Here is a 24,592-nt window from a genome sequence, read left to right on the forward strand (position 1 = left end):
GATTCCCTACGGGTTCCCCCTGAGGGTTTCGGCCCGCTTCGAGGCTCACCATGAACGCCGGATGGAGCGGCCATGAAGCCCGCGCATGACAGGGAATCCATCGCAGAAAATTGAAATTGAACGACCGTGCTATTTTGTGTATGCTTGATCCGCTTTCGGGCCCGACAGCCCGTGGAGCAAGGGATTGCGGGGTGAGGAGACATTTCACGACACCGCCGCGCAAGGCCCCGGCCGTAACAAAAATTCGAGAATTCGAATCCCGAGACAACCAAAGACCAAAGGAACCAGCATGACAGCGCAGTATCAGGTTCAGGACGGCGTTGCCGTCATCACGCTCGACAATCCCCCCGTCAACGGCCTGGGTCACAGCACCCGGCTGGGCATCGTCGAAGGCTTGACCCGTGCGCTGGACGATGCGGCCGTCAAGGCCGTCGTCATCACCGGCGCCGGCAAGGCTTTCTCGGGCGGCGCCGACATCCGCGAATTCAACACGCCGAAGGCCACGCAGGAGCCGACGCTGCATTCGGTGATCCGCGCCGTGGAAGCCTCCGCCAAGCCGGTTGTGGCCGCGATCCACTCGGTCGCCATGGGCGGCGGGCTGGAACTGGCGCTGGGCTGTAACTACCGCGTGGCCGCCAAGGGCGCGCAGATCGCGCTGCCGGAAGTGAAGCTGGGCCTGCTGCCCGGCGCCGGTGGCACGCAGCGCCTGCCACGCGTGATCGGCCTGGAGCATGCGCTGAACATGATCGTCTCGGGCACGGCCATCCCGTCCGAGAAGTTTGCGGGTTCGAAGCTGTTCGATGAAATCGTCGACGGTGACGTGCTGCCCGCCGCCATCAAGTTCGCCCAGAACGTTGGCGCGGCCCCCGGCCCGTACCCGAAGGTGCGCGACCTGAAGGTGCGTCACGAGAACGCCGAGGGCTTCCTGGCCTTCGCCAAGACCACCGTGGCCGCCGTAGCCAAGAACTTCCCGGCGCCGCTGAAGTGCGTGGAGGCCGTGGCCGCCTCGCTCAAGCCGTTCGAGCAGGGCCTGAAGGCCGAGCGCGAAGGCTTCATGTACCTGGTCGGCACGCCGGAATCGCGCGCGCTGCGCCATGCCTTCTTCGGCGAGCGCGCCGCCAGCAAGATTCCCGATGTGTCCAGCGACACGCCGGTGCGCAAGGTCGAGCGCGTGGCCGTGATCGGCGCCGGCACCATGGGCGGCGGCATCACCATGAACTTCCTGAACGCAGGCATTCCGGTGACCATGCTGGAAACCAAGCAGGAAGCGCTGGACCGTGGCGTGACCACGATCCGCAAGAACTACGAGAACAGCGCCAAGAAGGGCAAGCTCACGCAGGAGAAGGTCGAGCAGCGCATGGGCCTGCTGAACACCACGCTGTCCTATGACGACATCAAGGACGCCGACATGGTCATCGAGGCCGTGTTCGAGGAAATGGGCGTCAAGGAAATCGTGTTCAAGAAGCTGGACGAAGTGATGAAGCCCGGCGCGATCCTGGCCTCCAACACCTCCACGCTCGATGTGAACAAGATCGCCTCGTTCACCAAGCGTCCGCAGGACGTAGTCGGCATGCACTTCTTCAGCCCGGCCAACGTCATGAAGCTGCTGGAAGTGGTGCGTGGCGCGGAAACCGGCAAGGACGTGCTCGCCACGGTGATGCAGATCGCCAAGAAGATCAAGAAGACTGCCGTGGTGTCCGGCGTCTGCGACGGCTTCATCGGCAACCGCATGATCGAGCAGTACAGCCGCCAGGCTGGCTATCTGCTGGACGAAGGCGCGCTGCCCGAGCAGGTGGACAAGGCCATCGAGAAGTTCGGTTTCGCCATGGGCCCGTTCCGCATGGGCGACCTGGCCGGCAACGACATCGGCTGGGCCATCCGCAAGCGCCGTGCCGTGGACAAGCCGGACATTCAGTACTCGAAGACCGCCGACAAGCTCTGCGAGCTGGGCCGCTTCGGCCAGAAGACCGGCGCCGGCTGGTACGACTACAAGCCGGGCGACCGCAAGCCGTACCCGAACCAGCAGGTCAACGACATGATCGTCGAGCACTCGAAGGCGCTCGGACTCACGCGCCGCAAGATTTCCGACGAGGAGATCGTGGAGCGCCTGGTGTTCGCGCTGGTCAACGAGGGCGCCAAGATCCTGGACGAAGGCATTGCCTCGAAGGCGTCCGACATCGACATGGTCTACCTGACTGGCTACGGCTTCCCGCTGTTCCGCGGCGGCCCGATGCTGTACGCGGACCAGGTTGGCCTGTTCAACGTGGTCCAGGCCATGCAGCGCTACGCCAAGGGTTATCACGGCGAAGCCTGGAAGCCGGCCGCACTGCTGACGAAGCTGGCCGACGAGGGCAAGGGCTTCAACGGCTGACCCGCCACCGATATAGATAGTAGATAGCGTGAGGAAGCGGATTCGACCATGACCTACGGCGCGCAGGACTGCCTGCTGGTGATCGACGTGCAGAACGACTTCATGCCCGATGGCGCGCTGGCCGTGCCCCGTGGCGATGAAGTGGTGCCCGTCATCAACCGGCTGGCGCGGGCGTTCGGCCATGTGGTGATGACGCAGGACTGGCATCCCGCCGGGCATGCGTCGTTCGCCACCAGCCACGCCGGCCGCGCGCCGTTCCAGACCACCACGCTGGCCTATGGCGAGCAGGTGCTCTGGCCGGACCATTGCGTGCAGGAGACCCCGGGCGCCGCGCTGCATGCGGACCTGTGTATCCCGCACGCAAGGCTGGTGCTGCGCAAGGGCCATCATGCGGACGTGGACAGCTATTCCGCGTTCCTGGAGGCCGACCGCACCACCCGCACCGGGCTGGCCGGCTACCTGCGGGAGCATGGCGTCACCCGCGTCTTCTGCGCCGGGCTGGCCACKGACTACTGCGTGGCCTGGAGCGCGCTCGATGCGCGCGCCGCCGGCTTCGAGGTCGTGGTGATCGAGGACGCCTGCCGCGCCATCGACCTGAACGGCTCGCTGGAACAGGCCTGGGCGGACATGACCGCCGCCGGCGTGGTCCGGGCGACGTCGGCCCAGGTCCTGGAAGGCCATCCCGCCGCCCCACGCTGAACACACTGAATAACTCGCAAGAGACACCAAGATACCGAGGAGCAAGACATGAACGAGGCAGTCATCGTATCCACGGCCCGCACCGGGCTGGCCAAGAGCTGGAAGGGCGCATTCAACATGACCCACGGCGCGACCCTGGGCGGTCACGCGGTCCAGCACGCCATCGCGCGCGCCAAGATCGAGGCGGGTGAAGTGGAAGACGTGCTGATGGGCTGTGCCAACCCGGAAGGCGCCACCGGTGCCAACATCGCGCGCCAGATCGCTCTGCGCGCCGGCTGCCCGGTGACCGTGCCCGGCGCCACCGTGAACCGCTTCTGCTCGTCCGGCCTGCAAACCATCGCCATGGCCGCACAGCGCGTGATTGCCGATGAAGGCGACATCTTCGTGGCCGGCGGCGTGGAGTCCATCTCGTGCGTACAGCAGGAGATGAACCGCCACATGATCCAGGAAAGCTGGCTCAACAAGAACAAGCCGGAAATCTACTGGAGCATGCTCCAGACCGCCGAGAACGTGGCCAAGCGCTACAACATCTCGAAGGAGCGCCAGGACGAATACGGCGTGCGCAGCCAGCAACGTGCCGCCGCCGCGCTGGAAGCCGGCAAGTTCAAGGACGAGATCGTGCCGATGACGGTCCTCGCAGGCGTGGCCGACAAGGCTACCGGCCAGCTGATGACCAAGGAAGTGACGATCGACGCCGACGAGGGCATCCGCGCCGACACCACGCTGGAAGGCGTGTCGAAGATCCGCACCGCCATGCCCGGCGGCGTGGTCACGGCCGGCAATGCCTCGCAGTTCTCCGACGGCGCCTCGGCAGTGGTGGTGATGAACGCGAGCGTGGCGGCCGCCCGCGGCCTGCAGCCGCTGGGCGTGTTCCGCGGCTTTGCCGTGGCCGGCTGCGAGCCTGACGAAATGGGCATCGGCCCGGTGTTCGCGGTGCCCAAGCTGCTGAAGAAGGCCGGCTTGAAGGTGGACGACATCGGCCTGTGGGAGCTGAACGAGGCCTTCGCGGTGCAGGTGCTCTACTGCGCCGACACCCTCGGCATTCCGATGGACCGCCTGAACGTGAACGGCGGCGCCATCGCCGTGGGCCACCCGTACGGCGTCTCCGGCGCCCGCCTGGTCGGCCATGCGCTGATCGAAGGCAAGCGCCGTGGCGTGAAGTACGTGGTCGTGACGATGTGCATCGGCGGCGGCCAGGGCGCTGCCGGGCTKTTCGAAGTGCTGTAAGTCTTCTCCCGCTTGATGGTTGTCTCCCCTCTCCCTCTGGGAGAGKGGCGGGGGAGAGGGCAGGCGGTTCAACATGCGCTATCGCATCGAGACATTCCCGCCCTCTCCCCCAACCCCTCTCCCGCAAGCGGGAGAGGGGAGCAACATCCCTCATCCCCTCAGCCCGGAGCCTCGCATTCCATGTCGCTGATTCTTTCCCGCCGTGACCTMAATTTTGTGCTCTATGAGTGGCTCAAGGCGGAGGACCTCACCCAGATTCCCCGTTACGCCGACCACTCGCGCGAGACCTTCGACGCCGCGCTGGACACCTGCGAGAAGATCGCCACGGACCTGTTCGCGCCGCACAACAAGAAGAGCGATGCCAACGAGCCGTACTTCGATGGCGAGACGGTCACCATCATTCCCGAAGTCAGCACCGCGCTGCGCGCCTTCTGCGACGCCGGCCTGATGGCCGCCGGGCAGGACTACGAGTACGGCGGCATGCAGCTGCCGGTCACGCTCGAGAAGGCCGCGTTCGCGTACTTCAAGGCGGCCAACGTCGGCACGAGTTCGTATCCGTTCCTGACCATCGGCAACGCCAACCTGCTGCTCACCCACGGCACGGCGGCGCAGATCGACACTTTTGTTCGCCCCGAACTCGAAGGCCGCTTCTTCGGCACGATGTGCCTGTCGGAGCCGCAGGCGGGCTCGTCGCTGTCGGACATCACCACGCGGGCCGACTACGAAGGCGAATCGCCGCTCGGCCAGCAATACCGGCTGCGCGGGAACAAGATGTGGATCTCGGCCGGCGAGCACGAGTTGTCGGACAACATCGTCCACCTCGTGCTGGCCAAGATTCCCGGCCCGGACGGCAAGCTGATCCCGGGCGTCAAGGGCATCTCGCTGTTCATCGTGCCGAAGTTCCTCGTCAATGGCGACGGCTCGCTCGGCGAGCATAACGACGTGGTGCTGGCCGGCCTGAACCACAAGATGGGCTATCGCGGCACCACCAACTGCCTGCTGAACTTCGGCGAAGGCATGAAATATCGCCCGGACGGCAAGGCTGGCGCCATCGGCTACCTCGTGGGCGAGCCCCACAAGGGCCTGGCCTGCATGTTCCACATGATGAACGAGGCCCGCATCGGCGTGGGTCTGGGCGCGGTGACGCTGGGCTACACCGGCTACCTCCATGCGCTGGACTACGCGCGCAACCGTCCGCAGGGCCGGCCGGTCGGCCCGGGCGGCAAGGACCCGGCGAGCCCGCAGGTGAAGCTGGTCGAGCATGCCGACATCCGCCGCATGCTGCTGGCGCAGAAGAGCTATGTCGAAGGCGGCCTGGCGCTGAACCTGTACTGCGCGCGGCTGGTGGACGAGGAACACGCGGCCAAGGCTGCCGGCGAGGCCGAGCGGCACCGTGAACTGTCCCTGCTGCTCGACATCCTGACCCCGATCGCCAAGAGCTGGCCGTCGCAATGGTGTCTGGAGGCGAACAACCTCGCCATCCAGGTGCATGGCGGCTACGGCTACACGCGCGAGTACAACGTCGAACAGTTCTATCGCGATAACCGCCTGAACCCGATTCACGAAGGCACCCACGGCATTCAGGGGCTGGACCTGCTGGGCCGCAAGGTMGTGATGCAGGACGGCGCCGCGCTCCGGCTGGTGGGTGAGCGCCTGCGCGCCACGTGCGAGCGTGCGGTCGCCACGGGCKACAAGACGCTGGCGGCGCAGGCCGCCGCGCTCGGGAAGGCGTCGCAGCGGCTGGCGGAAGTTACCGCCACGCTGTGGTCGGCTGGGGATTCCAACGTCACGCTCGCCAATGCCTCGGTCTATCTGGAGGCGTTCGGCCACGTGGTGGTGGCGTGGATCTGGCTGGAGCAGGCGCTGGTGGCACAAGCCGCGCTGCCGCAGGCACAAGGCGAAGACGCCGATTTCTATCGCGGCAAGCTGGCGGCGGCGGCGTTCTTCTTCCGCTTCGAGCTGCCGAAGGTGTACCCGCAGCTCGACCTGCTGGCCACGCTGGACCGTACGACGCTGGACATGCAGGACGCCTGGTTCTGACCCCCGGCGCGCCCGCATCCACAAGAAAACAAGGAGACAAGCATGCACACCATCCAGCAACTGTTCGACCTCAAGGGCCAGACCGCGCTGATCACCGGCGGCTCGCGCGGGCTCGGGCTGCAGATTGCCGAGGCGCTGGGCGAGCAGGGCGCGCGCATCGTGCTGTCCGCCCGCAAGGCCGACGAGCTGCAGGCCGCGCAGGCGCATTTGCAGTCGCGCGGCATCGAGGCCGACTGGATCGCCGCCGATGGCGCGCGTGATGACGAAATCGCCCGGCTGGCCGATGAGTCGCTGGCCCGGCTCGGCCACATCGACATCCTGGTCAACAACGCCGGCGCCACCTGGGGCGCCCCGGCCGAAGACCACCCCGTGGAAGCGTGGGACAAGGTGATGAACCTGAACATCCGCGGCCTGTTCCTGCTGACGCAGCGCGTGGGCAAGCTGTCGATGATCCCGCGCCGCCATGGCCGCGTCATCAACGTGGCGTCCATTGCCGGGCTGGCTGGCAACCCGCCGGGCAGCATGGAGACGATTGCCTACAACACTTCCAAGGGCGCCGTGGTCAACTTCACGCGCACGCTGGCGGCCGAGTGGGGCGAGCACAACATCACCGTCAACGCGCTGGCGCCGGGCTTCTTCCCGTCGAAGATGACCAAGGGCTCGCTGGAGCGGCTGGGCGTGGAGGCGATGTGCGCCGGCGTGCCGCTGCACCGCCTGGGCGACGACGAAGACCTCAAGGGCGCCGCGCTGCTGTTCGCCACGGCGGCGGGCAAGCACATCACCGGCCAGATCCTGGCCGTCGACGGTGGCGTGAGCGCGGTCTGAGCGCAACCTGAGCCCCATCTGAGCCATGACACAAGACAACGGCTTCAACCTCAAGATCCCGTTCCTGGCCGACCTCGGCGTGCGCTGCAACTTCATGGAGGGCGGGCGCAGCGAGATCGAACTCGACCTGCGCGAACGCCACCAGAACAGCTGGGACATGGCCCACGGCGGCGTGCTGATGACGCTGCTGGACGTGGCGATGGCCGTCGCCGGCCGTTCGATGGACACCGATGGCCGGGGCGTGGTCACCATCGAGATGAAAACCAGCTTTATGGCGCCGGGGCGCGGCAAGCTGCGCGCGCGCGGACTGGCCGTGCATCGCACCTCGACCATGGTGTTCTGCGAGGGCGAGATCGTCGATGAGGCCGGCGCCATCGTCTCCAAGGCCTCCGGCACCTTCAAGTACATCAAGCGCAAGCCGCCCCAGCGCAAGCCCGGCTCGCCTGACTCCGGCGCGGACGGCTGAGTGCCGCGCCGCGTTTTCTCGTATTTTTCCGAACGTATCTCCTGACCGAGCGAAGGAACCCATCATGTCGAAGCAAACCTATCAGCGCATCGTCCTGGCATCGCGCCCCGAGGCCGCCGTCACGCCCGACAACTTCCGGCTGGAGCAGGCGCCCGTGCCGGAACTGGCCGATGGCCAGGTGCTCGTGCGCAACCACTATTTGTCGCTGGACCCGTACATGCGCGGCCGCATGAGCGAGGGCAAGTCGTACGCCAACCCGCAGCCGCTGGGCGAGGTGATGATCGGCGGCACCGTGGGCGAGGTGGCGGCGAGCAAGAATCCGAAGTGGAACGTGGGCGACAAGGTCGTCGGCATGTTCGGCTGGCAGGAATACGGCGTGACCGATGGCGGCGGCATCCAGAAGGTCGACACCACGCATATCCCGCTGTCGGCCTACCTCGGCTCGGTGGGCATGCCCGGCGTGACCGCCTGGTACGGCCTGAACAAGATCATCGCGCCGAAGGCGGGCGAGACCATCGTGGTCAGCGCCGCGTCCGGCGCGGTGGGCAGCGTGGTGGGCCAGTTGGCCAAGCTGGCCGGCTGCCGCGTGATCGGCGTGGCCGGTGGCAAGGACAAGTGCGACTACGTGGTCAAGGAACTCGGCTTCGACGCCTGCGTGGACTACAAGGCCGCCAAGGACGCCAAGGAACTCTATGCGATGGTCAAGGAAGTCACCCCGGACGGCATCGACGGTTACTTCGAGAACGTGGGCGGCGACATCCTCGACGTGGTGCTGGCCCGCCTGAACGCCTTCGCGCGCGTGGCGGTGTGCGGCCTGATCGCCGGCTACGACGGCCAGGACATGCCGATCCGCAATCCACGGGCGATCCTTGTATCGCGTGCACGCATCGAGGGCTTTATCGTCTCCGAGCACATGGACGTCTGGCCGCAGGCGCTCAAGGAACTGGGCACCTACGTCGCCCAAGGCAAGATCAAGTTCCGCGAGAGCATTGCCGAAGGGCTGGCCAGCGCGCCGGAAGCCTTTATCGGCCTGCTGAAGGGCAAGAACTTCGGCAAGCAGCTCGTGAAGCTGATCTGACGCTAAACGTATACATATAGAGGGAGACACCCCATGAACGCCCCGCAATCCGCACCCCGCCCCGACGACATGGCCGAGGGCCTGTCCGAGGAGGTCAAGGCCCGCTACCGCAACCTGCCGCGCCCGCCCAAGTTCGACACCCCGGCGCAGGAGCGGCTGCACCGCAAGCAGCGGCTGGCGGCGGCGTTCCGGCTGTTCTCGAAATTCGGATTCGATGAAGGCGTGGCTGGCCATATCACCGCGCGCGACCCCGAGTTCGAGGACACCTTCTGGGTCAACCCGTTCGGCGTCCATTTCAGCCAGGTGACGGTGTCGAACCTGATCCGCTGCGACCACCACGGCAACGTGGTGGAGGGCGACTACCCGGTCAACGCGGCGGCGTTCGCCATCCACTCGCGCGTGCACGGGACCCGGCCGGACGCCGTGGCGGCGGCGCACTCGCACAGCACCCATGGCCGCGCGTGGTCCACGCTGGGCCGCAAGCTCGATCCGCTCACCCAGGACGTCTGCGCCTTCTACGACGACCACGCGCTGTATGACGACTTCGGCGGCGTGGTGGTGGAACTCGACGAAGGCCAGCGCATTGCCAACGCGCTGGGCGACAACAAGGCCGCCATCCTCCAGAACCACGGCCTGCTGACCGTCGGCAAGACCGTGGACGAGGCCGCGTGGTGGTTCATCACGATGGAGCGTTCGTGCCAGGTGCAGCTCCTGGCGGAGGCTGCGTCGGCGCGCACCAACGCCCCGCTCAAGATGATTGGCGAGGCAGCGGCGCGGCAGGCATACTCCATCGTCGGTACCGCACAGGCGGGCTGGTTCCAGTTCCAGCCGCTGTACGCGCGCATCGTGCGCGAGCAGCCCGACCTCCTGGAATAAGCCCCCAATCGATCCAACCCGACCTGACCGGACCCGCATCGCATGCCTGACATCATCCTGCATCAGTACGCCACCTCGCCGTTTTCCGAGAAGATTCGTCTCGTGCTCGGCGCCAAGGGCTTGACCTGGAACGCGGTGGAGATCCCGCCCATCCTGCCCAAGCCCGATCTGCTGGCGCTGACCGGCGGCTACCGCCGCACCCCGGTGATGCAGATTGGCGCGGACATCTATTGCGATACGGCGCTGATCTGCGACGTGCTGGACCGGCTGGCCCCCCAGCCGCCGCTCTATCCGGCCATCCAGGCTGCCTCGGCGCGGTTGGCGGCGGCGTGGATCGACAGCGCGCTGTTCACGGCCTCGGTCACCTACACGATGCAGCCAGCCGGCGTGCAGGCGATGCTGGCGCACCTGACGCCGGGCCAGGTGCAGGCGTTCATCGCCGACCGCAAGGCCATGCGCGGCGATACCAACGCGCTGCGCATGCCGCTGCCCGAGGCCGCCGCGATGCTCCACGACACGCTGGGCCGCCTGCAGGAGCAGTTCGCAGCCGGCGTGCCGCATGTGGCCGGCCCGGAATTGTCGATTGCCGATTTCTCGCTGTTCCACAACCTCTGGTTCATCCGCCGCGCCACGCCGCTGGCGGCGATCCTCGACGGCTACCCGCTGGTCAAGACCTGGTTCGCGCGCATGCAGGCGTACGGCCACGGCAAGCTGCGCGTGGTGCCGCCCGAGACCGCCATCGCCGACGCGCTGAACCACGACCCGCTGCCGCACGACACCACCATCCTGCCCGGCAGCGGCCTGGCGGCGGGCGACCCGGTCACGGTCACGCCCACCGATTATGCGAAGGATCCCGTCGCCGGCGTGCTGCTGACGCTGACCGGCCACGTGGTCACCATCCGCCGGCAGGACCCGCGTGCCGGCGCCGTCAACGTCCATTTCCCGCGGCAGGGCTACCACGTGCAGTCCGCCGCCTGACATCCCTATATAAGAAGGCATCTGCCGGAGGAGACGATATGAAGCAGTTCGAGAGCAAGGTGGCGGTGATCACCGGCGGCGCGTCCGGTTTCGGCAAGGAATTCGCCCGGATCGGTGCCTCGCTGGGCATGAAGCTGGTGCTGGCCGATGTGCAGGAGGATGCACTMGACACAACCGTCGCCGAATTCAAGGCGCAGGGCGTGCAAGTCATCGGCCTGCGCACCGATGTGTCGCGCGCCGAAGACATGCAGGCGCTGGCTGACGCGGCGATGACCGCGTTCGGCGAAGTCCACCTGCTGTTCAACAACGCCGGCGTCGGCGCGGGCGGGCTGCTCTGGGAAAACACCCAGAAGGACTGGGACTGGGTGCTCGGCGTGAACCTCTACGGCGTGATCCACGGCGTGCGGATCTTCACCCCGCTGATGCTGGCCGCTGCGACGAAGGATCCGGGCTACCAGGGCCATATCGTCAATACGGCATCGATGGCGGGGCTGCTGAACCCGCCGGCGATGGGGGTCTACAACGTCTCCAAGCACGCGGTGGTGTCGCTATCGGAATCGCTCTACCAGGATCTGAGCCTGGTCACGGAGCAGGTGCATTGCTCGGTGTTGTGCCCGTACTTCGTGCCGACCGGCATCAGCCAGTCGCAGCGCAACCGGCCGGCCGGGCTGGCCAATGAGGCACCGCCCACGCGCTCGCAACTGGTGTCGCAGGCGTTGTCGGACAAGGCCGTGCATTCGGGCAAGGTGACGGCGGCCGATGTGGCGCAGCTCACTTTCGACGCCATCCGCGACGAAAGCTTCTATATTTACTCCCACCCGCAGGCGCTGGAGACGGTGCGGCAACGCATGGAGGACATCGTCGGCCAGCGCAATCCGGGCGATCCGTTCGGCGACAAGAAAGAAGTGCGCGCCGGCCTGATCGCCGCGCTGCGCGGCTGAACCGAGCCACCCTAACATAAAGGAGTGGCGATGGAGACCGCGATGACCGCACCCGCTGTGATTCAGCACCTGCAGTTTGCCAACCTGCCCAACGGCACCCGCCTCCATTACGCGAGCGCCGGGGAGCAGGGCAGGCCGCTGATCCTGTTCGTGCATGGCTTTCCCGAGTTCTGGTACGCCTGGGAGCACCAGTTGGCGCAGTTCGGCCAGACCCATTTCGCCGTGGCGCCGGACCTGCGTGGGTTCAACCTGTCCAGCAAGCCGGCCGAGCCGGACGCCTACAAACCGAAGCATCTGGTCGAGGATCTCGTGCAGTTCGTGCGCGCGCTGGGCTACCAGCGCTGCGTGGTGGTGGCGCACGACTGGGGCGGGGCGATCTGCTGGAACCTCGCCATCCAGCATCCGGATCTGGTCGAGCAGTTGATCATCATCAACTCGCCCCATCCCTATGTGTTTGCGCGCGCGCTGTCGGCCGATGCGGCGCAGCAAAAGGCATCGGGCTATATGAACTGGCTGCGCAAGCCGGGGTCCGAGCAGGCGCTGGCCGCTGACGAATTCGCGCTGCTGGAGAAGATGCTGACGGGCGATGCCGACCGGCTGCCCGCCTGGTTCAACGGCGAGACGCGCACGCGGTACCACGCGGCGTGGTCGCAGCCGGGCGATGCCGGGAGCCATCCGCTTACGGGGGGTGTGAACTACTACCGCGCCTCGCCGATGCACCCGCCCGGGCCGGGCGAAGCCGCGCCGGACATCTCGCGGCTCGATCCGTCGGCCTTCGTCGTACGCGTGCCCACGCTGGTGATCTGGGGCGAGAACGACCGCGCGCTACCGAAGACGCTCGCGGACGGGCTGGAGGACTTCGTCCCCGACCTGCGCCTGGAGCGGATTCCGGAAGGCACGCACTGGATCATCCACGAGCAGCCCGAGCGGATCAATCTGCTGATCCGCAGCGCGCTGCCGTGATCGATCGTGGAGGGTGGTGAAGGGTGACTAGGTGAGCCGCTCGCGATACAGGCGGTAGTTCTCGTCATCGAAGCAGACGAAGGTCACCTGCTCCAGGCTCGGCGCCTTGGGCAGGGCGTCCCGCACGGCGCGGATGGCGATGTCCACGGCGCGCTCGCGCGGAAAGCCGTAGATGCCGGTGCTGATGTTCGGGAAGGCGAGGGTGCGCAGGCCCTGCTCGCCGGCCAGCCGCACGCTGTTGCGGTAGGCGTTGGCCAGCAGCGCGTCCTCGTTCTGGCTCCCGCCTTTCCAGACCGGCCCCACCGCATGGATGACATAGGGCGCCGGCAGCAGGCCGCCCGTGGTGATGACCGCTTCGCCGGTCGGGCAGCCGCCCTGTGCATCGCGGATCGCCCGGCACGCGTTCATGATGGCCGGCCCGCCCGCGCCGTGGATGGCGCCGTCCACACCCCCGCCGCCCAACAAGCCGTTGTTCGCGGCATTGACGATGGCATCGACCTCCAGCCGCGTAATATCCCCGTGTACAACCTGCAAGTGCTCGCCTGTCATGGTGTCTCCCGATGGAATACGCTCTCAGCATAGCCGCTGATGTGGTCGATGATCGCGCAAAAGCGTCGCCAAAACACATCGCCGGAATGATTTCGTCATGCTGCAACCGCAAAACGCTGGCATGATACGGAAAACGAACGATCGTTCACTATTCGAACCTCGACAATATTCAGAGACAGCTTCCTCGGGTCAGTCCATGTCCGCCAAGCCTTTGCCGACCGATTCCGCGTCCGGTGTTCCTCCTGGCAAGTCCTCCCAGCCGCTCGACCCGCAAGTTGCGCAGTTGCTGGACCTGATCGCGCGCGCCAAGCGCCCGCCGATCCACGCGCTGGACGTGGCGGACGCCAAGATTGCGTACGAGAAAAGCGCCCCGATCCTCGATATTTCGCCGCCGCCCGTCCATGACGTGGAGAACTTCGCCATCCCGGCGCGCGACGGCCATCAGATTCCGGTGCGGCTCTATGCACCGCGCGAGGCAAGCTGGGCCGATCCGCTGCCCTTGCTGGTGTATTTCCACGGCGGCGGGTTTACAGTGGGGAGTGTCAATTCGCACGATGCGCTGTGCCGCACGTTCTGCATGGGCGCGGAATGCCTGGTGTTGTCGGTGGACTACCGGCTCGGGCCGGACTGGAAATTCCCGACGGCCGCCAACGATGCGTTCGACGCGCTGCACTGGGTCGTCGCCGAAGCCGAGCGGCTGGGCGCCGACCCGGCCCGGATCGCGCTCGGCGGCGACAGCGCCGGCGGCACGCTGGCCGCAGCCAGCGCCGTGGCGGCCCGCAACGCCGGCCTGGCGCCGGTGCTGCAACTGCTGATCTATCCAGGCACGAGCGCGCGGCAGGACACACCCTCGCACCGCGCACTGGCCGAGGGCTACCTGCTCACTGGCGACATGATCCAGTGGTTCTTTTCGCACTATCTGGGCCAGGACGCCGACCGTGACGACTGGCGCTTCGCGCCGCTGGACGGGGGCGGTACCGGCGCCGATGTGCGCGGGGTATGCCCGGCCTGGATCGCCGTGGCCGGCTACGACCCCTTGCATGACGAGGGCGTGGCCTACGCCGCCAAGCTCCAGGCGGCGGGCGTGCCGGCCACGCTGGTCGACTATCCGTCGATGATTCACGATTTTTTCAAGCTCGGCCGCTTCGTGCCGGCTGTACTACAGGCGCACGCCGACGCCAACGGCGCGCTCCGTCAAGCATTCAAGACCTGAAGTCGCAATATTGCAGAACTGCAGCAGAAGAAGGAGACATTGACTTATGCAACGCCGCCATTTCATCGCCCGTGCGGGCATGCTCGCCGCCACGGCCGCGATCGGTTTCGCAGCCCTGCCGGCCCACGCGCAGGCGGAAAAATTCCCAACCCGGCCGATCCGCCTGATCATCGGCTACACGGCGGGCGGTTCCACCGACATCCCGTTCCGTGTGCTGGCCGACAACGCCTCGAAGATCCTCGGCCAGCCCGTGATCGTCGAGAACAAGCCGGGTGCCGGCGGCGTGCTGCCGGCCCAGTTGATGCAATCCACGGCGCCTGACGGCTACACGCTGGCCCAGGTCGCCATGCCGGTCTACCGCCTGCCGTACACCACCAAGATCAACTGGGATCCGGTGAAGGATCTGTCGTACGTCATCAACCTGGCCGGGTATTCGTTCGGTCTGGTGGTGCCGGCCGATTCGCCGATCAAGACGATGCAGGAGTACGTGGCCTACGCCAAGGCCAATCCGGGCAAGCTGACCTACGGCTCGCCAGGCTCGATGACCACGCTGCACCTGACCATGGAAGAACTGGCCATGCGCCAGGGCGTGCAGTTCTCGCATATTCCTTACAAAGGCAACTCGGAATCGATGCAGGCCCTGCTGGGCGGCCACGTGATGTCGGTGGCGGACACGCCGGCGTGGGCGCAGTATGTGGAGCAGGGCAAGCTGCGCCTGCTGTCCACCTGGGGCGAGAAGCGCTCGGCGCGCTTCCCGAACGTGCCGACGCTAAAGGAACTCGGCATGGGCATCGTCCAGACGTCGCCGTTCGGGCTGGTGGTGCCGAAGGGCACGGACCCGAAGATCGTGCAGAAACTGCATGACGCGTTCAAGAAGGCGATGGAAATGCCGAACTACCGCGAGTCGCTCGCCAAGTTCGACATGGAGCCGTACTACATGAGCAGCGAGCAGTACGCGGCTTTCGCCGCCGAGACGGTCAAGAAGGAAAAGGCCATCATCGAGAAGCTGGGCCTGGCCAAGGCACAGTAATTCGCTGAATGACGATGACATGCGGGCGCCCCTCGAGGCGCCCGTATTGGCTTGGGGAATACGAAACATGGCGAAAGAGGATTTCCGCCACAGCGTGCCGCTGCGCGTGCGCTGGGCCGAGGTGGACCCGCAGTCCATCGTCTTCAACGCGCACTACCTGACGTATTGCGATATCTGCGTGACCGAGTACTGGCGCGCGGTGGGCATCCGCTATCCCGAAGACGTCCTCCACGCGCACGGCGTGGACATCTTCGTGGTGAAGTCGACCCTGGAATACCACGCCTCGGCGCGGTTCGACGACATGCTGGAGATCCGCGGCCGCATGGCCCGCCTGGGCCGCTCGAGCATGCTGTTCCGCGTGGAAATGTATCGCGGCGACGAACACCTGATCACCGGGGAGGTGATCTACGTCTGCGCTGACCCGGCCACGCAGAAATCGGCCCCGATCCCCGGGCAGGTCAGGGAGACGATCGAGGCGTACGAGGTGGTGAAGCCGGAGCGGTAGGGCGGAGGCTTTCGGGGACGAAAACCTCCGCAATCGAACCGCAGTCGGACGGTTTAGCCCCCGATTCCCGCATCCTCCATATAGCCGCGGATCACGTCATCGAAGCTCGCGTCGCTCTGGAAGCCCAGTTCGACGGCGCGGGTGGCGTCCCATGCCGCCGGCCAAGTGCCGACGATGTTCTCGATGCGTTCTTCGCGCTGCCAGGTGACGCGGTCGGCCACGGTGTCGCCGGCCACGCGCCGGAGCGCCTCGACCATTTGCTTGGCGGTTACCGACAGGCCCGGCAGGTTCACCACGCGGCGGTTGCCGAAGCGCGCGCCGTCCAGTTCCAGGCCGTTGACCAGCGCCGTGATGGCGCCGCGCGGCGAGAGCAGCCACAGCGACGTCTCGGGGGCCACCGGGCAGTTGGCGGCCTCGCCGGCCAGCGGTTCGCGGATGATGCCGCTGGCGAACGACGACGCCGCCGCGTTGGGCTTGCCCGGGCGGACGCTGATGGTCGGCAGGCGCAGTACGCGGCCATCGACGAAGCCGCGTCGGCTGTAGTCGGACAGCAGCAGTTCGCCGATGGCCTTCTGCGCGCCGTACGACGACTGCGGGTTCAGCGCGGTGTCGTCCTGCACCACGGCCGGCAGCTTGCCGCCATAGACGGCCACCGAACTCGTGAACACCACGCGCGGGCGGTGGCCCAGCTGGCGGCAGGTTTCGAGCAGCGCGCGCGAGGCATCGAGATTCACGCGCATGCCAAGGTCGAAATCGGCCTCGGCTTGCCCGCTGACCACGGCGGCCAGGTGGAACACGGCGCCGGTATCGGCATCCATCGCGCGGGCCAGCACGGCCGGGTCGGAGAGGTCGCCGGTGACCACKCGCACGCGCGCATCGTCGATCTGCGGCGCCACGACGTCCAGCAGCGTCAGGCGGTCGATCGTGACGGCCTTGCCGTCGAGGTTCAGGCTGCCGCGCTTGAGCAGCAGGCGGGCCAGTTGCAGGCCGAGGAAGCCGGCGCCGCCGGTAATCAGTACATTCATGGTTGCAGCTCAGTCGTGTAGACGTTCAGTTCAGCGATTGATGTACGGCTTCAGCCAGCCGAGACCCGCCGAGGTGCCCGCGCGCGGGCGGTACTCGCAGCCGATCCAGCCGTCGTAGCCGAGTTCGTCGATCACGTTGAACAGGTAGGGATAGTTCAGTTCGCCCAGATCCGGCTCGTGGCGGTCCGGCACGCCGGCGATCTGGATATGGCCGATGCCCGCGAAGTCGCGCTTGAGCTTGACCGCGAGGTCGCCCTCGACGATCTGGCAGTGGTAGCAGTCGAACTGCACCTTCAGGTTGGCGGCGCCCACCTGCTGGCAGATGGCCTGGCCGTCGTCCTGGCGCTTCAGGAAGTAGCCCGGCATGTCGCGCGTGTTGATCGGCTCGATCAGCACCGTCACGCCCTGCGCGGCGGCCGAGGCGGCGGCATAGGCCAGGTTCTCGAGATACGTGGCACGCGCCTTCGCGCGGTCCGCATCGGCCGGCACCAGGCCGGCCATCACGTGGACGCGGTCGTTGCCGATCACGCCGGCGTACTCGAGCGCCCGCGCGAACGCGGTGCGGAACTCGGTTTCGCGGCCGGGCAGGGCGGCGATGCCGCGCTCGCCCGCGCCCCAGTCGCCCGGCGGCGCATTGAACAGTGCCTGGGTCAGCCCGTTGTCATCGAGCCGCTTGCGGATCTCGGCGGCCGGATGATCGTACGGGAACAGGTATTCCACCGCCTGGAAACCGTCCGCCGCCGCGGCGGCGAACCGGTCCAGAAAATCGTGCTCGGTGTACATCATCGAGAGGTTCGCGGCAAAGCGCGGCATGGCGGTCTCCTAGGAGGAATGGAATCAGCGGTTGACCATCTTAGCGGGCGTCAGCCACACCAGCAGCGCGCCCACCACCAGGATGCCGGACAGCACATACATCGGCAGCTGCGTGCTGTGGGTCAGATCCTTCAGCGTGCCCACCATGTACGGCGAGACAAAGCCGGCGAGGTTGCCCACCGAGTTGACCACGGCGATGCCCGATGCGGCGGCGATGCCCGACAGGAACGCGGTCGGCAGCGACCAGAACAGCGGTGCGCAGGTCAGCACCCCGGCGGCCGCCAGGGACAGCGCGGCGATGGCTACCACGGTATTGTCGGTGAACGAGGCCGCGATGGCAAAGCCCACGGCGCCCATCAGGGCCGGCACGATCAGGTGCCAGCGGCGTTCGCGACGGGCGTCGGCGCTGTGGCCGAGGATGTTCATGACGACGATGGCGCAGACGAACGGAATCGCCGAGAGCAGGCCGATCTTCAGGTTGCCGCTTACGCCGCTGGCCTTGACCAGGGTCGGCATCCAGAACGTCAGCGCGTACTGGCCGGTCACGAAGCAGAAGTAGATCAGGCACATCCACCACACGCGGCGGTCGCTGAACACGGCGCCCAGCGAATGCACGCCGCGCTGGCCGTTGGCCGTGGCGGCGGCGCTGGCGTTGCGCTCGTCTTCCTCGATATTGCGCTTGAGCACGCGCTTTTCATCGGCGTCGAGCCACGGGGCCTTGTCGATGCCGTCGCGCAGCACGAAGACCGTGACGACACCGATCAGGAATGCCGGCAGGGCCTCGATGAAGAACATCCACTGCCAGCCGGCCCAGCCGTGCGTGTCGTGGAAGGCGTCCATGATCCAGCCCGAGAGCGGGTTGCCGAACATGCCGGCCACCGGAATGCCCGACATGAACAGCGCGATCATCTTGGCGCGGCGGTCGGCCGGGAACCAGTAGGTGAGGTACAGGATCACGCCGGGATAGAAGCCCGCTTCAGCCAGACCGAGCAGGAAGCGCATGATGTAGAACGTGGTCGGCGTCTTCACGAACACGAAGAGCGCTGAGATGATGCCCCACGTGATCATGATCCGCGCGATCCAGATGCGCGCGCCGATGCGGTGCATCAGCAGGTTGCTGGGCACCTCGAACAGGAAGTAGCCGATGAAGAACAGCCCGGCGCCGAGGCCGAACACGGTTTCCGAGAATTGCAGGTCCTGGGCCATCTGCAGCTTGGCGAAGCCCACGTTCACGCGATCGAGGTAGGCGATCACGTAGCAGAGCATCAGGAACGGCATGATGCGCCAGAACACCTTCTTGTAGGCGCGTTTCTCGATGACGGCGTCGGCGTCGAGCCGGCCGCTGGCGGGAATGGCAGCCGCGCCGGCCGCCGTGTGGGAAGTATTCACGTTTGAGGTCTCCAATTTCATGGCCGTCGGATGACGGCCGGCAATCGTTGGCGCGCACGCATCCCGCGCGGGGCCGGGGGCACCACGCAGCTCGCGTCGCGAAAATCGTCGCGTTTTGTCCTAGGGGGGCGTTCTACTGATCGACGTCGGGCCTGCCCGGGCTACCAGCGCGCCTTGAAGGCGTCGCGCAGTTCGGTCAACGCAGCCTCATCGAGGCTGGCGCGGTCGGCAAAGCCGGCCTGGTCCTTGAGCATCATCCATAACTTGGCGGTCTCCTCCAGTTCTTCCAGCGCGTACGCCGCGCGCGAGACACTGTCTTCCCACACCACCGGCCCGAGGCGCGCCAGCAGCACGCCGCGCACGTCGTTGGCCAGCGTGGCCACGCGCGCGGCCACGGCTGGGTCGCCGGGACGGTGGTAGGGAATCAGCGGTATATGACCCACCTTCATCACGTGGTACGGCGTGAGAGGGGGCAGGACATCGTCGGGCTGCCAGACGCCAGCCAGCGTCAGCGCCACCAGGTGCGTGGAGTGGGTATGGACCACGCCATGCACGTTCGGATTGTTGTCGTAGACGGCGCGGTGCAGCGTCAGCGTCTTGGACGGCTTGTCGCCGGACACCCAACTGCCGTCCAGGCCGACCTTGGCCACGGCGGCCGGGTCGAGCGTGCCGAGGCAGGCGTCGGTCGGCGTGATCAGCCAGCCGTCATCGAGCCGGGCGCTGATATTGCCCGCCGTGCCGACCGTGTAGCCGCGCTGGTAGAGGCTGACGCCGACGCGGCAGATCTCCTCGCGCAGCGCGGATTCCGTCTTGCCGCTCATTGCGCCGCTCCCAGCGCGCGCAGCGCCTCGTCGAAGAAATTCTCGCCGCCGAAGTTGCCCGATTTCAGGGCCAGCGCGAGTGGCGTGGCGTCCAGCGTGACCGTGGCGGGCACGCCCGGCGCGATCTGCGTGCCGATACGCAGCGCCTGCACGGCGAGCGACTGGACCACGGCGCCGGAGGTCTCGCCGCCGGCCACCACGAAGCGGCGCGTGCCCGAGGCCTTGAGCGCGGCGGCGATGCCAGCCAGCGCGGCCTCCACCAGATGGCCGGCGCGCTCCACGCCCAGTTCGGCCTGCACGGCCTTGACCTGATCCGGGGTGGCGGTGGCGTAGATCAGCACGGGTTCAGCGCGATCGGCGGCAAAGGCCAGCGCCTCGTCCACCACCGGCTCGCCACGGGCCAGCCGGAGGGGGTCGATGCGCAGGGCGGGGCGCTTCTGGGCGATCCAGTGCGCTACCTGCCCATTGGTGGCGCGCGACGCGCTGCCAGCCAGCACCACACCGTGGCCATCGACGGACGGCACCTCGGCGGCATCCACGCGTTGCGGCAGCAGGCCGGCACGGCGGAAGTTCTCGGGCAAGCCCAGGGCGATACCGGAGCCGCCGGTGATCAGCGGCAGGTCGGCGCAGGCCTGGCCGAGCGTGAACAGGTCGGCGTCGGAGATCGCATCGGCAATCGCCAGCCGCGCGCCTTCGGCACGCAGGGCGCCGATGCGCGTGCGGGTCTCGTCGGCACCGCGCGCCACGCTGTCGTAGCGCAGCAGGCCGACCTTGCTCTGGCTCTGGCGTTGCAGCACGCGCACCAGGTTGGCGTCGGTCATCGGCGTGAGCGGATGGTGTTCCATGCCGGACTCGCTCAGCAGCGTATCGGCCACGAACAGGTGACCGCGGAAGATGGTGCGGCCGTTCTCGGGGAAGGCCGGGCAGGCGATGGTGAAGTCGCTGCCCAGCGCCTCGAGCAGCGCCTCGGCCACGGGGCCGATGTTGCCGGCGTCCGTCGAATCGAAGGTTGAGCAGTACTTGAACACGAACTGGCGGCAGCCCTGGGCGCGCAGCCAGGCCAGCGCGGCCAGCGATTGCGCGACGGCGTCGGCGGCCGGGATGGTGCGGGACTTCAGCGCCACGACGATGGCGTCCGCCTGCACGGCGTCATCGGCCGTGCCGGCTGCTGGCACGCCAATCGTCTGCACGGTGCGCATGCCATTGCGAACCAGCGTGTTGGCGAGGTCGGTGGCGCCGGTGAAGTCGTCAGCAATGCAGCCGAGCAGGGGCGTGTGGGTCGATGGGGTCGATGCAGTCATCATCGCGCCCCCTTACTTGGCCTTGGCCGCCGGCAGTTCGATGCCGGGGAAGATCTTGATCACGGCCGAGTCGTCCTCGCCGCCGTGGCCGGCGGTGGAGGCCATCATGAACATCTGGTGTGCGGCGGCGGACAGCGGCAGCGGGAATTTGCTGGTGCGCGCGGTGTCGAGCACCATCCCCAGATCCTTGACGAAGATGTCAACGGCGGACAGCGGGGTGTAGTCGCCGGAGAGGATGTKCGGCACGCGGTTCTCGAACATCCACGAGTTGCCGGCGCTGTGCGTGATGACGTCGTAGAGCGCGTCCGGGTCCACGCCCTCGCGCAGGCCCAGCGCCATGGCCTCGGCGGCGGCAGCGATATGCACGCCGGCCAGCAGCTGGTTGATGATCTTGACCTTGGAGCCGGCACCGTGCGCGTCGCCCAGGCGGTAGACCTTGCCCGCCATCGCGGCCAGCACGTCCTCGGCCAGCGCGTAGGCCTCGGCGGGGCCGGAGGTCATCATGGTCATTTCGCCGCTGGCGGCGCGGGCTGCGCCACCGGAGACCGGTGCGTCCAGCAGCAGCAGGCCGCGCTCGGCCAGCCGCTTGCCCAGCGTCTCGGCGAAGACGGGCGGCACGGTGGCGCTGGCGATGACCAGCTTGCCGGCGGACATGGCCGGCACGGCCCCGTTGTCACCGAACAGCACCGCTTCCGTTTGCGCGGCGTTCACCACCAGCGTGATGACCACGTCGCAACGTTCGCCGAGTTCGGCCGGATTGGCGCACGGCACACCGCCGGCATCGGCAAAGCGTTGCAGCACCTCGGGGCGCAGGTCGCAGGCGTGGACCTTGAAACCGGCACGCAGCAGCGACTGCGCGACACCATTGCCCATTGCGCCCAAACCGATGACGCCGACATTGCGGGACATATTGAATCTCCTACGGAAGTGTTTCAGTGCGAGCGGAGGCCGTCGCGTTCGGCCGGCGTGTCCTCGCCCAGTTGGGCGAGGCGGCGCGCGGCGTTGTACATGTGGGTCTGCGCGGCGTTGCGCGCGGCATCGGCATCGCCGGCGCGGATGGCCGCGACGATGGTCTGGTGTTCCTCGCGCACCTGGCGCGAGAAGTCCTCGCGGCGGGCTTCGTTGGTGCGGGTCACCCGCGTGGCGGTTTCGAGGTACTGGCTCAGGAAGGCCAGCGTCTTGAGGAAATAGGGGTTGCCGGTGGCTTCGGCAATGGCACGGTGGAAGGCCACGTCCGCCTGCACGCCATCGCCGCCTTCGGCCACGGTGGCATCGAGGTGCGCCAGCGCGGCGTCGATATTGGTCATGGCCGTATCGGTGCGGCGGCGCGCGGCCTGCGCGGCTACCTCGGCTTYGATCGAACGGCGCAGTTCCACGATCTGGAGCACCGATTCGAGCGTGCCGGTATCGGTGTAGTCGATGCGCAGCGGCCGGATGCCCGCCTGATCGGTGACGAATACGCCGCTTCCCTGGCGCGATTCCACCAGCCCCTCGTACTTCAGCCGGGCAATCGCCTCGCGGACCACGGTGCGGCTGACGCCGAATTCCTCGGACAGCACGGCCTCTGTCGGCAACTTGGCGCCGCGCGGGAAGGCGCCACCTTCGATCTTCTCGAGCAGTTGTTCGGCAACGCTGTCGGTCAGGGCGCGGGCGGGAATTTTCTGGAAGACGGGCACGGCGAGGGAGGGTAGTGATCAGGTAGTCAGGTCATCATACAAATTTTCGGCGCGCCTGCCGACCGGGGAAACCCTAGGATGTTTGGTGCATTGCGTTACGATTCGCCCGTTGCGCAGCGTATCATTGCGCCTTTCTACAKACTTCCAAGCTGGATCGAATCATGTCCGAGACCGTCATCGTTTGCGCCTGGGTCGAAGCCCTCGAGCGCGCCCGCGCCATCCGCTACAGCGTTTTTGTCGAGGAGCAGGGTGTGCCGGTGGAACTGGAATGGGACGACATGGACGAGCCGAGCTGGCACGCGCTGGCATTCGCCGCCGATGGCACGCCCGTGGCCACGGGCCGGCTGCTGCCGGACGGCCACATCGGCCGGATGGCCGTGCTGAAGGTGGCGCGCGGCACCGGCATGGGTGCGAAGGTGCTGGACGCGCTGATGTCCAAGGCCGCTGAACTCGGTTATCCCGAACTGATCCTCAACGCGCAGACCCACGCGGCGCCGTTCTACGCGCGCGTGGGGTTCGAGCAGGTGGGTGAGGAATTCGAGGAAGCCGGCATCCCGCACGTGGAGATGCGGAAGCAGATTTAACAGTGATTACCGGGGCGCCGGCACGGTGCCCGGGTCGCGCGCCACGTTGAGCCGGCCGCGATACATCACCTCGCCGGTCGGACCATTCGCATCGAAGCTGCGCTCGCTGAAGTCGAAACGGCCATCGTGCCGCACGCGGAGCAGCGTGCTGGCGCGCGTGCCGTAGCTCGGCGAGCGGATGAACGACGACGACAGCAGCTTTTCCCATTCCGGCGCCACGCCCGTGCGCGGCAGTTCCCAGTCGGGCGCCTGACGGTCGTCAGCCAGCAGTTGCAGGTACGGTTCCGCGCTGGCGGTAGGCTGGCCGCTATCCGCTGCCAACACTTCGCACATCGCGCCCACGCGGCTGCGCACCTTGGGCCACGGCGTATCGAGCAGCGCGTTGGACAAGCCGTAGAGCCCCGGCTTGAGCCGTTGCGGCTGGCGCGACGGCGAACGGTTGCTGTACCACCAGAGGTCGTGCAGATCGCTCGCGAGCAGGTTGAAGCCGTTGTAGGCGCCGTGGTCGCCGGCCAGCGCATGCAGGTATTCGTCGGCGCTCTGGTTGCCGCGCAAAAACTGCGACACCAGTTCGCCGCGCGAGCGCGCATCGGTGCGCTTCTCGGACGGCGCGCGGTAATTGGTCAGCGCGGCAAAGCGCGCGCCCGGGTGGGCGTGGCCGGCATGCTGGGCGTCAGCGCCCGCAATGCCCATCCACGTACCGGGTTCGCCAATCACTTCCGCGAGGTCGCGACCGCCCAGCACGTGGGGGGCATCCTGCCACCAGTGCGCGGCCGCCGCCGGGCGGGCATAGAACTCGTCGCGGTTGCCGGCAACCACCAGGGCATAGTCCGGGTGCGATTGCCAGGCCACCAGAATCAGGCACATAGCACTTCCTTTACAACTTGATCAGTCGATGTCTTCATGCGGCACACTGCAAGACAACTACAAGACATCGAGATCCACGAACCGTTCCGCCATCCGCTCGCCGCTGACCCATTGCGACAACCCGCTCTGGTGCCACAGGCCCGTGAGCGTGGCGTCGAAGGCGGGCGGCACATCGGCATAGCATTCCATCCAGGTTTGCAGGCCGGCGCGGGTCTCGGGCCTGCGCATGAGCGTACCACCAATCCCGGTGGCTTCKGCCACCGTTTCCATCCAGCGGTGCCAGTGGGGCAGGGCCTCGACGGCCCGCTCGTCCGGTACATTGAAATAGACGTACAGATGATCGCTCATGTCGGCG

At 67.0% G+C, this 24,592-nt stretch carries 25 protein-coding genes; 15 read left to right on the plus strand and 10 right to left on the minus strand.

Features of this window, described 5'->3' with window-relative positions; translation table 11 throughout:
- Positions 1-289: 289 nt before the first annotated feature.
- The 11 genes from AC1EJR_RS14970 to AC1EJR_RS15020 all read left to right on the plus strand — a co-directional run bounded on the left by AC1EJR_RS14970 (position 290) and on the right by AC1EJR_RS15020 (position 12,464).
- Entirely contained in the window at positions 290-2,371 is a 2,082-nt protein-coding gene (locus AC1EJR_RS14970) for a 3-hydroxyacyl-CoA dehydrogenase NAD-binding domain-containing protein (RefSeq protein WP_092293149.1), read from the plus strand.
- Between the two features lie 48 nt (positions 2,372-2,419).
- A complete protein-coding gene (gene pncA / locus AC1EJR_RS14975) occupies positions 2,420-3,070 on the plus strand; it encodes a bifunctional nicotinamidase/pyrazinamidase (RefSeq protein ID WP_441591041.1) in 651 nt (216 codons plus the stop codon).
- Between the two features lie 48 nt (positions 3,071-3,118).
- Positions 3,119-4,297: an acetyl-CoA C-acyltransferase gene (locus AC1EJR_RS14980; RefSeq protein WP_092293153.1), complete on the plus strand. Its 1,179-nt coding sequence runs from the start codon at positions 3,119-3,121 to the stop codon at positions 4,295-4,297.
- A 180-nt stretch (positions 4,298-4,477) separates the two neighbouring features.
- Positions 4,478-6,337, plus strand: coding sequence for an acyl-CoA dehydrogenase (locus AC1EJR_RS14985; RefSeq protein WP_477147288.1), 1,860 nt, complete (start codon positions 4,478-4,480; stop codon positions 6,335-6,337).
- A 42-nt stretch (positions 6,338-6,379) separates the two neighbouring features.
- Positions 6,380-7,162, plus strand: a complete 783-nt coding sequence (locus AC1EJR_RS14990) for an SDR family oxidoreductase (protein WP_092293158.1) — start codon at positions 6,380-6,382, stop codon at positions 7,160-7,162.
- 25 nt (positions 7,163-7,187) lie between these two features.
- Positions 7,188-7,628, plus strand: a complete 441-nt coding sequence (locus AC1EJR_RS14995; RefSeq protein ID WP_092293161.1) for a PaaI family thioesterase — start codon at positions 7,188-7,190, stop codon at positions 7,626-7,628.
- 64 nt (positions 7,629-7,692) lie between these two features.
- A complete protein-coding gene (locus AC1EJR_RS15000; RefSeq protein WP_477112932.1) occupies positions 7,693-8,706 on the plus strand; it encodes an NADP-dependent oxidoreductase in 1,014 nt (337 codons plus the stop codon).
- A gap of 33 nt (positions 8,707-8,739) precedes the next feature.
- Positions 8,740-9,582, plus strand: a complete 843-nt coding sequence (locus AC1EJR_RS15005) for a class II aldolase/adducin family protein (RefSeq protein WP_092293167.1) — start codon at positions 8,740-8,742, stop codon at positions 9,580-9,582.
- Positions 9,583-9,624: 42 nt separating this feature from the next.
- On the plus strand, positions 9,625-10,560 hold the full coding sequence (locus AC1EJR_RS15010) for a glutathione S-transferase family protein (RefSeq protein ID WP_092293169.1): 936 nt from the start codon (positions 9,625-9,627) through the stop codon (positions 10,558-10,560).
- A gap of 38 nt (positions 10,561-10,598) precedes the next feature.
- Positions 10,599-11,501, plus strand: coding sequence for an SDR family oxidoreductase (locus tag AC1EJR_RS15015; protein ID WP_092293172.1), 903 nt, complete (start codon positions 10,599-10,601; stop codon positions 11,499-11,501).
- A 30-nt stretch (positions 11,502-11,531) separates the two neighbouring features.
- The gene (locus AC1EJR_RS15020; protein WP_454757031.1) at positions 11,532-12,464 is read left to right on the plus strand and encodes an alpha/beta fold hydrolase; all 933 of its coding nucleotides are present in this window, start codon (positions 11,532-11,534) and stop codon (positions 12,462-12,464) included.
- 27 nt (positions 12,465-12,491) lie between these two features.
- Here the strand turns inward: AC1EJR_RS15020 and AC1EJR_RS15025 are convergent, their stop codons facing one another.
- Complete coding sequence (locus AC1EJR_RS15025; RefSeq protein ID WP_092293176.1) at positions 12,492-13,013, minus strand: O-acetyl-ADP-ribose deacetylase; 522 nt, start codon at positions 13,011-13,013, stop codon at positions 12,492-12,494.
- A gap of 196 nt (positions 13,014-13,209) precedes the next feature.
- On the opposite strand from AC1EJR_RS15025, the gene AC1EJR_RS15030 reads away from it, so the two are divergent.
- From AC1EJR_RS15030 to AC1EJR_RS15040, 3 genes are all read left to right on the plus strand, one after another.
- Positions 13,210-14,226 (plus strand): alpha/beta hydrolase, encoded by a 1,017-nt coding sequence (locus AC1EJR_RS15030; RefSeq protein ID WP_092293178.1) that lies wholly within the window; start codon positions 13,210-13,212, stop codon positions 14,224-14,226.
- Positions 14,227-14,272: 46 nt separating this feature from the next.
- Positions 14,273-15,256, plus strand: coding sequence for a tripartite tricarboxylate transporter substrate binding protein (locus AC1EJR_RS15035; protein WP_441644188.1), 984 nt, complete (start codon positions 14,273-14,275; stop codon positions 15,254-15,256).
- 67 nt (positions 15,257-15,323) lie between these two features.
- Positions 15,324-15,761 carry a YbgC/FadM family acyl-CoA thioesterase gene (locus AC1EJR_RS15040; protein WP_144195519.1) on the plus strand — a complete coding sequence of 146 codons (438 nt, stop codon included), beginning with the start codon at positions 15,324-15,326 and terminating at the stop codon, positions 15,759-15,761.
- Between the two features lie 53 nt (positions 15,762-15,814).
- Here AC1EJR_RS15040 and denD read toward each other — a convergent pair whose 3' ends face one another.
- The 7 genes from denD to AC1EJR_RS15075 form a co-directional block, all read right to left on the minus strand.
- Entirely contained in the window at positions 15,815-16,786 is a 972-nt protein-coding gene (gene denD / locus AC1EJR_RS15045; RefSeq protein ID WP_092293184.1) for a D-erythronate dehydrogenase, read from the minus strand.
- A gap of 30 nt (positions 16,787-16,816) precedes the next feature.
- Positions 16,817-17,599: a 2-oxo-tetronate isomerase gene (otnI, locus tag AC1EJR_RS15050; RefSeq protein WP_477112931.1), complete on the minus strand. Its 783-nt coding sequence runs from the start codon at positions 17,597-17,599 to the stop codon at positions 16,817-16,819.
- Positions 17,600-17,623: 24 nt separating this feature from the next.
- A complete protein-coding gene (locus tag AC1EJR_RS15055) occupies positions 17,624-18,988 on the minus strand; it encodes an MFS transporter (RefSeq protein ID WP_092293187.1) in 1,365 nt (454 codons plus the stop codon).
- Between the two features lie 161 nt (positions 18,989-19,149).
- Positions 19,150-19,809 carry a 3-oxo-tetronate 4-phosphate decarboxylase gene (gene otnC / locus AC1EJR_RS15060; protein WP_441591035.1) on the minus strand — a complete coding sequence of 220 codons (660 nt, stop codon included), beginning with the start codon at positions 19,807-19,809 and terminating at the stop codon, positions 19,150-19,152.
- Positions 19,806-21,110, minus strand: a complete 1,305-nt coding sequence (gene otnK / locus AC1EJR_RS15065; RefSeq protein ID WP_441644219.1) for a 3-oxo-tetronate kinase — start codon at positions 21,108-21,110, stop codon at positions 19,806-19,808. The genes otnC and otnK overlap by 4 nt, the downstream gene beginning before the upstream one ends.
- A 12-nt stretch (positions 21,111-21,122) precedes the next feature.
- The gene (gene ltnD / locus AC1EJR_RS15070; protein ID WP_477147289.1) at positions 21,123-22,019 is read right to left on the minus strand and encodes an L-threonate dehydrogenase; all 897 of its coding nucleotides are present in this window, start codon (positions 22,017-22,019) and stop codon (positions 21,123-21,125) included.
- A gap of 23 nt (positions 22,020-22,042) precedes the next feature.
- Entirely contained in the window at positions 22,043-22,786 is a 744-nt protein-coding gene (locus tag AC1EJR_RS15075; RefSeq protein ID WP_477147290.1) for a FadR/GntR family transcriptional regulator, read from the minus strand.
- A 161-nt stretch (positions 22,787-22,947) separates the two neighbouring features.
- On the opposite strand from AC1EJR_RS15075, the gene AC1EJR_RS15080 reads away from it, so the two are divergent.
- A complete protein-coding gene (locus tag AC1EJR_RS15080) occupies positions 22,948-23,370 on the plus strand; it encodes a GNAT family N-acetyltransferase (RefSeq protein ID WP_477112930.1) in 423 nt (140 codons plus the stop codon).
- A gap of 6 nt (positions 23,371-23,376) precedes the next feature.
- On the opposite strand, the gene AC1EJR_RS15085 is transcribed toward AC1EJR_RS15080, so the two are convergent.
- Both AC1EJR_RS15085 and AC1EJR_RS15090 read right to left on the minus strand, forming a co-directional pair.
- Entirely contained in the window at positions 23,377-24,237 is an 861-nt protein-coding gene (locus tag AC1EJR_RS15085; protein WP_092293195.1) for an NRDE family protein, read from the minus strand.
- A 57-nt stretch (positions 24,238-24,294) separates the two neighbouring features.
- Positions 24,295-24,585 carry a DUF4936 family protein gene (locus tag AC1EJR_RS15090; RefSeq protein WP_092293197.1) on the minus strand — a complete coding sequence of 97 codons (291 nt, stop codon included), beginning with the start codon at positions 24,583-24,585 and terminating at the stop codon, positions 24,295-24,297.
- Positions 24,586-24,592: the final 7 nt, after the last annotated feature.

Source organism: Cupriavidus sp. 05T42, from assembly GCF_056396345.1.